At 41.8% G+C, this 12,767-nt stretch carries 7 protein-coding genes and 6 pseudogenes; 9 read left to right on the top strand and 4 right to left on the bottom strand.

The window, feature by feature from the left end:
* Positions 1-39 precede the first annotated feature (39 nt).
* Positions 40-723 carry a tellurite resistance TerB family protein gene (locus tag A5N84_RS08470; protein WP_072282026.1) on the top strand — a complete coding sequence of 228 codons (684 nt, stop codon included), beginning with the start codon at positions 40-42 and terminating at the stop codon, positions 721-723.
* Between the two features lie 140 nt (positions 724-863).
* Here A5N84_RS08470 and A5N84_RS08465 read toward each other — a convergent pair whose 3' ends face one another.
* The 3 genes and pseudogenes from A5N84_RS08465 to A5N84_RS08455 form a co-directional block, all read right to left on the bottom strand.
* Complete coding sequence (locus A5N84_RS08465) at positions 864-1,658, bottom strand: ABC transporter ATP-binding protein (RefSeq protein WP_072282025.1); 795 nt, start codon at positions 1,656-1,658, stop codon at positions 864-866.
* Positions 1,655-2,559 (bottom strand): annotated as a pseudogene (locus A5N84_RS08460) (ABC transporter permease). Before A5N84_RS08460 ends, A5N84_RS08465 begins: the two are co-directional and overlap by 4 nt.
* A 163-nt stretch (positions 2,560-2,722) precedes the next feature.
* Positions 2,723-3,543 (bottom strand): annotated as a pseudogene (locus A5N84_RS08455) (ABC transporter substrate-binding protein).
* 307 nt (positions 3,544-3,850) lie between these two features.
* Between A5N84_RS08455 and A5N84_RS08450 the strand changes: the two are divergent.
* From A5N84_RS08450 to A5N84_RS08415, 8 genes and pseudogenes are all read left to right on the top strand, one after another.
* On the top strand, positions 3,851-5,374 hold the full coding sequence (locus A5N84_RS08450; RefSeq protein WP_072282024.1) for an alanine/glycine:cation symporter family protein: 1,524 nt from the start codon (positions 3,851-3,853) through the stop codon (positions 5,372-5,374).
* A gap of 128 nt (positions 5,375-5,502) precedes the next feature.
* Positions 5,503-6,942 (top strand): cryptochrome/photolyase family protein, encoded by a 1,440-nt coding sequence (locus A5N84_RS08445; RefSeq protein ID WP_072282023.1) that lies wholly within the window; start codon positions 5,503-5,505, stop codon positions 6,940-6,942.
* 484 nt (positions 6,943-7,426) lie between these two features.
* Positions 7,427-7,522, top strand: a pseudogene (locus tag A5N84_RS13555) (NADH-quinone oxidoreductase subunit B); the annotation flags it as partial.
* Between the two features lie 59 nt (positions 7,523-7,581).
* Positions 7,582-7,976 (top strand): annotated as a pseudogene (locus A5N84_RS08435) (GFA family protein).
* Positions 7,977-8,035: 59 nt separating this feature from the next.
* Entirely contained in the window at positions 8,036-8,491 is a 456-nt protein-coding gene (locus tag A5N84_RS08430; RefSeq protein ID WP_072282021.1) for a helix-turn-helix domain-containing protein, read from the top strand.
* 76 nt (positions 8,492-8,567) lie between these two features.
* A pseudogene (locus A5N84_RS10335) lies at positions 8,568-9,020 on the top strand (transposase); the annotation flags it as partial.
* A 222-nt stretch (positions 9,021-9,242) separates the two neighbouring features.
* Positions 9,243-9,764: pseudogene (gene ahpC / locus A5N84_RS08420) on the top strand (alkyl hydroperoxide reductase subunit C); the annotation flags it as partial.
* A gap of 214 nt (positions 9,765-9,978) precedes the next feature.
* Positions 9,979-10,533, top strand: coding sequence for a copper resistance protein NlpE (locus tag A5N84_RS08415; RefSeq protein WP_198923892.1), 555 nt, complete (start codon positions 9,979-9,981; stop codon positions 10,531-10,533).
* 505 nt (positions 10,534-11,038) lie between these two features.
* Here the strand turns inward: A5N84_RS08415 and A5N84_RS08410 are convergent.
* On the bottom strand, positions 11,039-12,478 hold the full coding sequence (locus tag A5N84_RS08410; protein ID WP_072282019.1) for a nicotinate phosphoribosyltransferase: 1,440 nt from the start codon (positions 12,476-12,478) through the stop codon (positions 11,039-11,041).
* Positions 12,479-12,767 lie beyond the last annotated feature (289 nt).

Below are 12,767 nucleotides of genomic sequence, written 5' to 3'. Positions count from 1 at the left end.
AACCTCCAAATCTATTAAATTAAAATCTACGGAGTTTTTATGAATATCGAAAATATTTTGAATCAAGTCCTACAAACGGGCAAAAAAATCTTAGACAACCGCGATAGCTCACCTAGTCAGCAGTCAAACAATGGTTTTGATATTAATCGCGATGCCCTTAAAAAGTTAGGTGGTGGCGCGGCGGCGGCTGGTCTGCTATCCATGCTTATGGGCAATAAAAGCCGTGGTATTGGTATTAACAGCAGCATGCGCAAAATGGGTTCTCTTGCCGCCATTGGCACTTTAGCCTATAAAGCCTACCAAAGCTGGCAAGACAAACAACCCAGCCAAAGCACTACAACAAATACCCAACCAACTTATGAACGCAACGAACAAAGCAGAGAAAACAACAGCCGTATCATTGTCAAAGCCATGATTGCCGCCGCTTCTGCAGACGGACACATTGATAATCAAGAAAAACAAATTATTCTTGAGGAAATAGGGAGTGAGGACGCACAAACTCGCCAATGGATTGAACAACAATTGCAACACCCCGCCAACCCTGCGCAATTAGCGCAAGAAATCGGCAACGATACCGCACTTGCTGCAGAAGTCTATCTCGCCTCACGCATCATTAGCGATGACCTACACCGCAAAGAAATTGTTTATCTTCATCAACTTGCGCAAGCTCTTAATCTAGATAAATCTCTGGTTGAGCATCTTGAAAAACAAGCAGGATTTTAATCCCAGTCGCTATAAAAAATAACATGCACAAAACGCCCACTTTATCGTGGGCGTTCTTTAATACAGAATACGTTTTTTGCAACAATGCCTTAGCGCACCTAATTTAATTGGCTTTAGCCTATTTTTTTACTCGCGCCAACCTAGCCTAAAATTAACGCATCATCTCCCATTTTTTCACCACTTTGTTGCTCAAATAATTTCAGCAAATCCGCCACCCCTAACCCACAACGCGCCTCATCAGCAATATCAAACACCACCCGCCCCTGATGCAACATAATCGTGCGTGAGCCCACATCCAAGGCTTGGCGCATGCTATGCGTTACCATCAAAGTTGTTAATTTTTCCTGCGCTACGATTTCCTGCGTGAGCGCGATTACAAATGACGCTGTTTTTGGGTCAAGCGCTGCTGTATGTTCATCTAATAATAAAATGCTTGATGGGGTTAAACTGGCCATAAGCAAACTCACCGCCTGCCGCTGCCCACCTGATAACAAACCCATCTTATCCTGCAAACGGTTCTCTAACCCCAAGTTCAAATGCGCTAGCGCTTCTTGAAAGCGCTTTTTATAACGATTTTTCACCGCCCATGACAATCCTCTCTTCCCCCCTCGCTTAATCGCCAGCGCCATATTTTCCTCAATACTTAGGCGCTCACATGTCCCTAATAAAGGATTTTGAAACACTCGCGCGATTTTCGCCGCGCGTTGATGCGTAGATAAATGGGTTACCTCTTCCCCATCGATTAGAATGCGCCCTGCATCTAATAAAATCTCGCCAGCAAGCGCATTGAGCAAAGTAGATTTGCCCGCCCCGTTAGAGCCAATAACGGTTACAAACTCACCCGCCTCCAAAGTTAAACTCAATCCCTGCAATGCACGATTTTCAAGCGGTGTTCCCCGTCCAAATGTAACTCGCATCTCACTTGCACTAATCATTTTTTCCTCTGCATCAATTTAGAAGCGAACCCTCTAGCGCGCATATTGGGCAACACGATTGCCAGCGTAACCAAAAACGCCGTAATCATATTCAAATCTTGCGCTTTTAATCCCAAAAAATTCGCATTAAGCGCCAAAGCAATCGCCAACCGATAGACAATTGCACCAACCACACATCCGATTAATGCTCGTATAACCGATTTAGGCTCATAATAGCCTCACCACCAATCAAAGACGCCAAACCAATAACAATCACCCCAACCCCCATTGTAATATCAGCAGACCCCTGACTTTGTGCAAACAAAGCCCCAGCAAGCCCCACCAAACCATTCGCCAAAGCCAATCCTAAAAACGTCATTCCCCCCGTTGTAATGCCTTGCGCACGCGCCATCGCTGGATTTGCCCCAGTTGCACGCATCGCCAGCCCCACCTCTGATTGCAAAAACCACCACAATAACCCCACCACCCCCAACACCACCACAAAAAACAATCCCACCGACACAACATAATAAGGCCAAGAATATTGCTCCCAAAACGTCAATATCGTTGTCTCGCCCAATAAAGCCACATTCGGACGCCCCATAATGCGCAAATTAATCGAATATAGCGCCGTCATGGTTAAAATCGATGCCAATAAATTCAAAATCCGCAATTTCACGCTTAGAAATGCCGTTACCCCACCTGCGAACATTCCAGCTAAAACTGCCGCCAAGGTCGCCAACCATGGATGATATCCAGAAACAATCAACGTTGCCGCAACAGCCGCTCCTAAAGGGAAACTCCCATCTACCGTCAAATCAGGAAAATCCAATATTCGAAAGGATAAATAAATACTTAGCGCCACCAAAGCATAAATCAGTCCCGATTCAATCGCACCATAAAAAGCAATCGTTGATAACATCAAACCCATACTCCTAAAAAATGTAGGGCACTAAATAGCACCCTACTAAAAATATTGCACAAGCTTTAAAACTTATTGACCAACCACCTCATGTGCTTGTTGTAAAATCTCATCAGATAAAGTAATGCCATCTTTTGCGCCTGAGTGGGATTAACCACCAAATTTACTTTCTCAGCATAACCAACAGATAATTCCCAGCCTGAGCCCCTCTTAAAATTTTAACCACATACTCTCCCGAAGCTCTACCAACATCAAAATAATCAAACCCCAATGCTGCAATAGTGCCTCGTTTTACTGAATCCGTATCTGCACTAAATACAGGCAATTGATTTTGTTCTCCCACATGAATCACCGCCTCCAAAGCGCTAGCCGCGGTATTGTCCAAAAAGATAAAAATCACATCCGCCTTACCCACCAAAGAGCGCGCTGCCCCAAGCACTTCCGAACTCTTAGTTGCAACAACAGGAAGCAACGACTGCGGTTTATCGCTTAAATAATCCTCTAGCTGTTTTACAATCGAAGCTGAATTTGCCTCACCAGGATTATAAATTGTCCCAATGGTCATCGTATCAGGCTTAATGGTTAAAATAAGCTCAATTTGCTTATCCAAAGGAATAACATCGCTCACCCCAGTAATATTTTTACCTGGTTTTTCTAAATTGCTCACCAATTTTGCCCCCAAGGGATCGGTAATCGCTGCAAACACAATCGGCGTATTGCGTGCCGCGGCGGCGGCTGTTTGTGCTGAAGGGGTTGCAATTGCCACAATCACCGCTGGATTTTCTCCAGCAAATTTTTTCGCAATTTGTGAGGCAATCGATATATCCCCTTGCGCGATTTCATATTCAATGCGCATCGTCTGCCCATCAAAAACCCCTCCTCATTCAATTTATCCAGCACCCCCTGATAAATCGCATCCAAAGAAGGATGTTCTACAATTTGCGTTACTGCCACCAGAGGCAACTCCTCTGCCTGAGATACCATAGCGCCCCCAAACATACTCAAAACTAAAATTTTTTTCAAAAACTTACCCATATAGTCTCCTAACAAGAGGCAAAAACATTAAAATAAAATAAACTTTCACCCTAAATCTAGCATAGCCATCTAATAAAACCAATATTTTTGTCCGTATAAAGCGCTATTGTTTCCAGTAAAATCATGCTAGATTAGCGCCCTTTCATAAAACCATATCTTTACAAAAAGCCTCCTGTTTTATGCCGGGCGTTTTCATACTCGGGAGGGGGTGTAACAGACAGATTTTATTCATCACCGCATCATAGAGAATCCACCAATGGAAAAAATTATCAATCAAATAAATGGCGTTATTTGGAGTCCAGCTTTAATTTGTCTTTGTCTGTTAGCTGGATTATTTTTTTCTATCGCAACGCGCTTTGCACAAGCGCGTCATTTTTTTGAAATGTTCCGCCTTCTTATTAAGCCCAATACCAGCGCCGAAGGCATCTCCTCTTTTCAAGCGCTTGCCGTCTCACTCTCAGGGCGTGTTGGGATTGGCAACATTGCAGGCGTTGCTGCTGCCATTGGATTTGGCGGACCCGGGGCTATCTTTTGGATGTGGGTTGTCGCTTTTCTAGGCGCAAGTACCGCCTACATCGAATCCACCCTTGCACAAATCTACAAAGTCACTGACACAGAAACAGGCGAATATCGCGGCGGGCCTGCTTATTATTTTGAAAAATGTCTCGGATGGAAACCTTATGGCATCTTATTCGCCGTCGCCTCTATTATTTCCTGCGGTTTATTTCTCCCAGGTGTACAAGCAAACGGCGTCGCTAATGCCATTACAGAAGTATTTGGCACAGGCGAAATGATTCAAACCTCTATTGCAGGCAAAGTAGGCGTTAACACCCTTATCTCACTGGCTTTTATTTTAATAACGCTTGGCTTTATCATCTTTGGTGGCATTAAGCGCATAGCGCATTTCACCCAAATCATCGTCCCTTTTATGGCGCTAGGTTATATCATTCTTGCGCTGATTATTGTTTTTATCAACATCAACAAAGTCCCTGAAATATTTAAACTTATTTTAGATAACGCCTTTAGTTTTGATGCTGCTATGGGCGCTGCTATCGCCCTAGGCGTTAAGCGCGGAGTATATTCTAACGAAGCAGGGCAAGGAACAGGCCCTCACGCCGCAGGCGCTGCTGAAGTAGAACACCCTAGTCAACAAGGACTTGTGCAAGCTTTTTCTGTCTATATCGATACCCTCTTTGTTTGTAGTGCCACCGCTTTTATGATTCTCATAACTCAAACCTATAATATTGTTGATGCTCAAGGGAATTTTATCGTGCAAAATGTCGCAACAAACACCATCATTGACTCACCAGCTTTTACGCAAATGGCGCTTGCCACCGTCTTTAATCATTTTGGCGCTGTGTTTGTTGCCATTGCTGTATTCTTTTTTGCCTTTACCACCATTCTTGCTTACTACTACATTGCCGAAACCAATATTGCCTATTTAAGTGAAAAAATCGGCATGGGCGATTTAGGCATTTTCCTGATTAAAATTATCATTATGCTTTCTGTTGCTTATGGCGCAGTCAATCAATCAGGCTATGTTTGGAAAATTGGAGATATTGGCGTTGGACTTATGGCATGGCTTAATATTGTCGGCATTATTGCGCTGTATTTTTTAGCCAAACCAACTATTACTGCCCTTAGAGACTATGAAACCCAAAAAGCCGCTGGGATTAAAACCTACAGCTTTAATCCCAAAGCGCTTGGTATTAAAAATGCCACCTTCTGGGAACAGCGTTGGCAACAACAAAATAGCCATCAATCCATAAACGACGACTAGCACAAACCGCTAGTGCTCAATTTTGGGCAATCACAACGCTGACTTAGAAATTATTGCGCCAATATCTTTAAAAAGAACACCATTGAAACGCAAGAATGGCGCTTAATGATTCCCACTTTGGAGTGTTTATGAATTTAATGTGGTTTCGCCGTGATTTACGCACCTTAGACAATAGCGCACTCAATCAAGCACTTGCTAATGGCGCAACCTTCGCTATCTTTATTGCCACCCCACAATCTTGGTTAAATCACGAAATGTCCGCTGCACAGGCAGATTTAACGCTACGCGCTTTATCGCCCTTGCAACAATCTTTGCAACAGCTTGGCGTGAGTTTAAAAGTATTGTTTGCCAAAGATTATGCCGAAAGCATCAAACATATTGAACACTTATGCCAAACCTACGCCATCCAAACCGTCTATTTTAATCGTGAATATGAAGAAAATGAGATTCAACGCGACAAACAACTATGCCAACGCTTAAGTGCGCACAATATTCTTTGTCAAAGCTTTGATGACCAATGCATTTTGCCGCCTAAAAGTGTTTGCAAACAAAATGGCAATTATTATCAAGTTTTCACGCCGTTTTATCGTCGCTGGCGAGCGCTTTTGCTCAACCTACCCTCCTGCCAGTATCCCAGAAAACAGCAAAATCCTTTTCCTGCTTTTAGCTCTAGTCCAAATAGCATTGATGAGATTTATCAACAAACAATGTCCTATTTTACCGACCCCCATGGGGCGCTTCAGCATTGCCAACAAGCCTATCTAGCAAATGAACACTCAGCACTCAGCAAACTCCATACCTTCATCGAAGAAAAACTTGCGCACTACCCTGAAGAACGCGATATCCCCAGCATTGAAGGCACCAGCGGATTATCCCCTTATCTCGCCATTGGACTCATCAGCGCGCGCACTATTTGCCAACAAGTTATGATGGCAAGTGATAGTGAAGCCAGCAATACCTTTATCAGTGAATTGGCATGGCGCGATTTTTGCAAGCATATTTTATTTTATCGTGCGGATTTAATCCGTCATCACGCCTTTTTAACCTTAGACCGATACCTGCCATGGCGTTACGACGCTAAAGATTTTAAACGCTGGTGTAATGGACAAACTGGCGTTCCTATAGTTGATGCCGCCATGCGCTGTCTAAATGCCACAGGGTTTATGCATAATCGCCTGCGGATGATTGTTGCTATGTTTTTAACCAAAGACCTATTCATTGATTGGCGCTTAGGGGAACGTTATTTTATGCAAAATCTAATTGATGGAGATTTTAGCGCTAATAATGGCGGTTGGCAGTGGTCTGCCTCAGTCGGTAATGACGCCGTGCCTTATTTTAGAATCATGAATCCCTATACCCAAGGCAAAAGATTTGACCCGCATGCGCGCTTTATCAAAACATGGTTACCTGAAGTCAGAAGCATTCACGCCAACATCTTGCACGATGAAAATAAATTACAAAACCATCTCAGCACCCACCCAAATGCCTATCCAAAAGCCATCGTCAATCACAAACAAGCGCGCCAGCAAACCCTAGAATTATTTAAACAAGCCAAAGCTAGTAGTTAGAATCTAAATTAACCCCAGAAAAACCAACCAAAATAACGCAAATAATAAAGCTACAATTTGCAAAATTTATTCATTAGCACAAAAACTATAAATAAATTTATAATTGCTAAGTTGAATTTAATTTCTACGCTAGAAATTATTTTCCTAAAATTTTTATTCTTACTGGAGATAAAACATGATGAAAAAATTTGTATTTAGCAGTGTCTTGCTATCAACATTGATTTTAACAGCTTGCAACAATGATCCCCCCACTGCTACAGAGACTCCCACTTCTAGTGCTAGCACAACCTCCACCGCCCCTACTGTAGAAACAAAATTGCAAAAATATGTGGTCGGCATCAACACAACAATGCCCCTTTTGTTTTTAAATTTTAAAGATGAACAAGGACTAGCAACAGATTTTGATATTGAGATACTCAAAGCGATTGCTGATAATCAAAAATTTTCCCTAGAGCTTATCCCTAGTGAACGCGATGAGTTATTTGATAAATTAAAAGAAGGGGTGTATCAGTCGATGATGATGCCAGAGCGAGATAGAAAACAAGCTGACCGCATTGCGGTAAAAAATCTTAGAAGTTAAGATGATGCGTTTTAAATCATAATTTAAAACATTAACTGTTAATCCAAAAAGGAAAATCCATGAAAGCTCAATGTTTATGTAAAGCCGTTACCATTGAAACAGCGGACAATCAAGAAATTCACGCTTGCCATTGCAATAACTGCCGTAAATGGGGCGGTTCGGCAGGTTTTACGGTAATGGTGCAGAGCATAAAAACCAATGATACCGACCACATCAGCACTTATCAGAGTGCTGAATGGGGTGAGCGAGCATTTTGCAAAACTTGTGGAAGTCATCTGTATTTTCATCAGTTTGGCACGGATAATTATTATGTTTCGGCAGGATTGTTTGATGAGGTGGATTTTAAATTGAAATCACAAATCTTTATTGATAAAAAAGCGGCTATTATGAGCTTGCTAATAACACGCCAAAATTAACAGAAGCTGAATTTATTGCCATGGTAACAGGCGAGTAATAAGTAATCCGCCAAATTAATATTGTAATATTATTCAACCATCACAATATTAAAACACCATGAAAATCAGCATCATTGAATTGACAGACACTCAAAAACAAGCACTTGAGCAAGGCTACAAACTAGGCGAAACAGCAGTCTATCGACAACGATGTCATCTCATCCTACTCAAAAGCCAAGGCTACAAAGCTAAAGATATAGCCAACATACTAGACACCAACATCCAAAGTGTCTATAACTGGGTCAAACGCTATCGTGAACATGGCATACAAGGGTTACAGACTAAACCAGGACAAGGCAGAAAAGCCATACTCACCCATGAGCATGAACAAATCGTCAAAGACTGTATTAGCCGAGAACGCCAACGAGTTAAACTCATTATGGATGAACTCACTGAGCAAACAGGTAAACAATTTAGCCAACGCACCCTTGAGCGTTTTTTAAAAGTATTGGCTACACCTACAAACGCATCCGAATGCGACCAAAAGGGCAATTTGCGATGCTTGAAAGCTTAAACCAAAACAGCGACATCGACCTGTATTATGGTGATGAAACCAAAATCAGTCAAACAGGCTATGTACCTATGGTTGGCAACACAAGAATGAAAATATCAGTATTCCTGTACAACGAGGTAAAGGTATTAACTGTTTTGGTCTACTCTCAAGAACCATGCAGTTTCATTACCAACTAAGCGAAACGAATATGACGGCTAATGATATACTTACCTTTATTGATGAGATATCATTAAAAATTAACAAATACACGGTATTTGTATTAGATAATGCCAGAGTCCATACTGCCAAAGTGATTCAAAAGCGGTTAAAGATTTGGCAACAGCGTGGTTTGTTTATCTTTTATCTACCCCCTTACAGTCCACAGCTTAATATTATTGAGCGTTTATGCAAAGAGGTAAAACAAGGCTGGCTTAGACCGTGTGATTATGTCGATTTCAATTCACTGCGTTACGGTGTAAATCGTGTTTTTGCTAATATCGGTTCAACGTTAAACTTGAACTTTAAACAGTTTAATAATGTAATTATTTAATTTTGTCGGATTACTTAATAAGCGTGGCCATTGATATTAAGCATTAAACATTAAGGGACACTGCCTAGACTTGTTTATGATTTGTTCAGAAGCTTAAAAATGATAAAGACAGCATTTCAACATTAAAAAAATAAATCATGACATTAAATTCTTTAAACTGGAGAAACGCTTATCCTACCATGATAATGATAAGCTCAAGCAATCAAGCGATAAAGCACTTAAGCTTTTGTCAACGGAGAATTTAAAACCATCTCATCTGACGATGTCAAAGGCAACTGGGCGATTTTTATGTTTTATCCCCATGATTTTACCTTTGTTTGCCCAACTGAACTAGAAGACATGGCAAACCATTATGAAGAACTCAAAAGCTTAGGCGTAGAAGTTTATGCCGTATCAACTGACACCCACTTTGTTCATAAAGCATGGCATGACTCATCAGAAGCCATCAGCAAAGTTAAATTTCCCATGCTGGGCGACGGCACAGGCAAAATCACTCGTGGCTTTAACATCATGATTGAAGAAGACAACGCTGCCTTACGTGGCACATTCTTAATTGACCCAGAAGGTTTTATTAAAGTGGCAGAAATTCATGATTTGGGCATTGGTCGCTCTGCTAAAGACATGGTGCGTAAAGTCAAAGCCGCCCAATATGTGCGTGAAAACGATGGCGAAGTCTGCCCAGCGGCTTGGGAAGATGGCAAAGAAACCTTAAAGCCCAGCATTGATTTGGTTGGAAAAATCTAAGCCCAATTCAAGCTTTTGATACAAAAAGCAACAACACAAAAAGCAACAACACAAAAAGCAACAAAACAACAAAGGCTGATGATAAGCATGTCATCAGCCTTTATGATGGTAATGGCAATTGTCTTGTTGAGATAAAAATTTTATGCCATAATGTTTTTTGTTAAAAATTAAGTTGTTAATGTTGGTTAATCTTATTTTTAAGAGATTTTTTAATATGAATATGAAACTAAAATCGTCCATTGTGTTTGCCATGTCGACACTGTTATCATTGACTGCTTGTGATAACTCAAATAAAAGCACTGCCGATCAAGGCAGTGCAACCCAACAAGCAACCCAAGAAGAAGCAAACACTCAAGCAGTTGAACAGCCTGTCATCGATTCAACTGATGATGCTGTGGCTGACCCCATCGATGACGGTCAACAACCTGAAGTTACTGTTACAGATGGCGTGGGTGTGTTGCCTCAATCTGCTTATTCTGGTGTGTTGCCTTGTGCAGATTGTTCAGGCATTCAGACTGACTTGACGCTAAACGCTGATGGCACATTTGTGATGGCGCAAGAATATTTGGGCAAGCCTGATGGTCAAATAACAACCAAAGGAACATATGACATCAATGGTTTGGACAGTCGATATGTGTTGTTACATCCAGAAGATCAATCTGACATACCGCCTTATTTGATTTATATGGATAAAGACAGCGTGCAATTTCGTGATATAGAAAATGGAGAAGAGCCATCGCCTGACCACACATTGAATTTGGTGCCTTGATTGATTCGTCGTGTGTCATTGTCTGACCATCGTTTGTGATTTAGGTAGAGATGTCAGTAACTTTCGCCCTAATCAGGGCGATTTTTTTGAGACACTTCTTTTGAGACACTGTTGTAACTCACCCTTTTTGTTAAGATAAGTTAAAAATTTGGTCAGCTTGGTCAGTCTTGTTGGGATAAGAAGATGGGGGTCAAATGGAAGTTGGCGTTATTCCACCATGGGATAAAACGGTTTGTTTTATTGGGTTTATGGGTTATTTGGGATAATTTCAATGATGGGGGGATTGAATGATGGGGGGGATTGATGGCAGAGATTAAGGATAACAAAATCTGACAGCCATCTTTGGATTTGTGGTGGTTTTACTATGAATTGACCATACAATCTTTTAAAAGTATTCTTTTAAAAGTATTGATATCTCGCTTGCCATCAGCAAGGCTTAAGGTTGGATTTCCCAATAATTATTCATTATTGCTTTAGCCAAAGACAATAAAATAACCAAAGGTAATCACCACCCCGCCCGCTCACGAATGACAGTCAAATTGTCATCAATCAATAACTTACCATTGATAAACACATCTTGGAGCAGGTTGTTTTTATGATTGGTATCATTCCCCAATTCATCTTCTCGAATGGTGCGAATATGGCGAACATCATGGTTGGTCAGATTGCCATCATTTGTGCCATCAGTGTTTATCAATGCCAAACGACCTTTTTTGGAGCGTTTGGAATGGCTGGTAATGGGGTCTTTATACACATCATGCCACTTGCCATCAATGCAGATGCTACTGGCTTTCATGGCAAATCCTAAGGTGTCTCGGTTGACTTGTTGTAACAGCCCACCACCCATGCCAAAGGTAACGTTCTCAGTGCTAAAACCTGCGTCCATGATGGCATCTAAGATTTTGCTGATGCTGTGTGGGTTAATGCCATCTCCTTGGATTAGGCGTATATGGTCAGGTAATTGCTTATAGCCTTTGCTGTTTGTTTTAGAGCCAAATTTGGCAGCCAAACGTTCCAGTGCTTCACGCACCACTTTGGCAGGTTCGCCACTGTCAGGGCGAATGACCAGCGTACCGCCCATATTCTTGACTTTGTCTTTGAGCTCATCGCCCCAAATGTTATCAATGGCATTCCATAAGTCATAGCTGTCTGATACCACTGAAAATGCCTTACCTTCACCGCCAAACCGCTCAATCATGTTGGCAAAAGCGGCAGGCTCACCGTCACGTCCCCAAGCGGTCATGGTGCTATGTTCAGCAGCTGGGATAGAAAAACCCGCCATCTCGTCATTCATACCATACCAACGGGTGGCTGCCACCAACGCAGTCAGACTGTCTGTGCCAGAAAAATTGACCAAATGTGCCAAACTGCCCAATGCCACCGTCTCAAGGCTGGATGCGCCTCGTGAACCAAAATCATGTAATCGAAATGGCAAGCTGTCTAAGCTGTCTGCTGATTTTGCTAAGGCGGATTTGATGATGCCCTTACAGTAATGCGATACACTGGCGACTGTGGTTGGATACCATAAAGCACGCAGCAGAGCCGTTTCAATATAAGTGGTGAGCCAATAAAATTCAGGGTCAGTATTGACAACTTGACACAACACATTGCCAGTAGGAATGATTGACCCTTCTGCCACTGCTTGAATGCGTAAGGGCAGGCGACCTTGATGTTTGTCTAGCAGTCGTTGCCAACCATTACGATTAAATGGCAAGCCATGGGCAACTATCACCGCTTGGGCATCATCAATGTCTTTTTGGGTGATGGGGGTGATTAAATACTCTTTAACAAAGGCTTGTAATCCAAAAAAGACCACAGGATAATCACCACGGCGTGCCTCAACATAGCTGGACACGTATTCGCTGTTTGGTGGATATTGCAAATAATGCGACGTTTTGTAGCTATCGGCATTTAAGATAAGGTTGGTTAAGTTATTGGTAAACATAGTCAGAAATCCTCTGATGGCTGTCATCGACTGATGACGATAAGCCCAATCCGTCTATCGGAGTGGGGAAAGTGGTGGAAAAAATTAAGCAATTTTAGACCATTTAGGCACTATTATTTAAATGAGCAATACGCATAAGTAGGCAAGCCAATTTGTTACATTATCATTATCTATTTTTTCATAAATTTCTGTAGTGTTCAAAAAACTGTGTCACTCCCATAAACTATCCAGAAAACAAGGAATGACATTATGCAACACTTTGACTTTAACGAAGCTTTAAAAGCCATCC

This window comes from Rappaport israeli (genome assembly GCF_001888055.1).
GTDB classification, from domain to species: Bacteria; Pseudomonadota; Gammaproteobacteria; order Cardiobacteriales; family Cardiobacteriaceae; genus Rappaport; species Rappaport israeli.
Note: the sequence above shows the minus strand (reverse complement) of the source record. Positions and strands in the feature narration are given on the sequence as shown.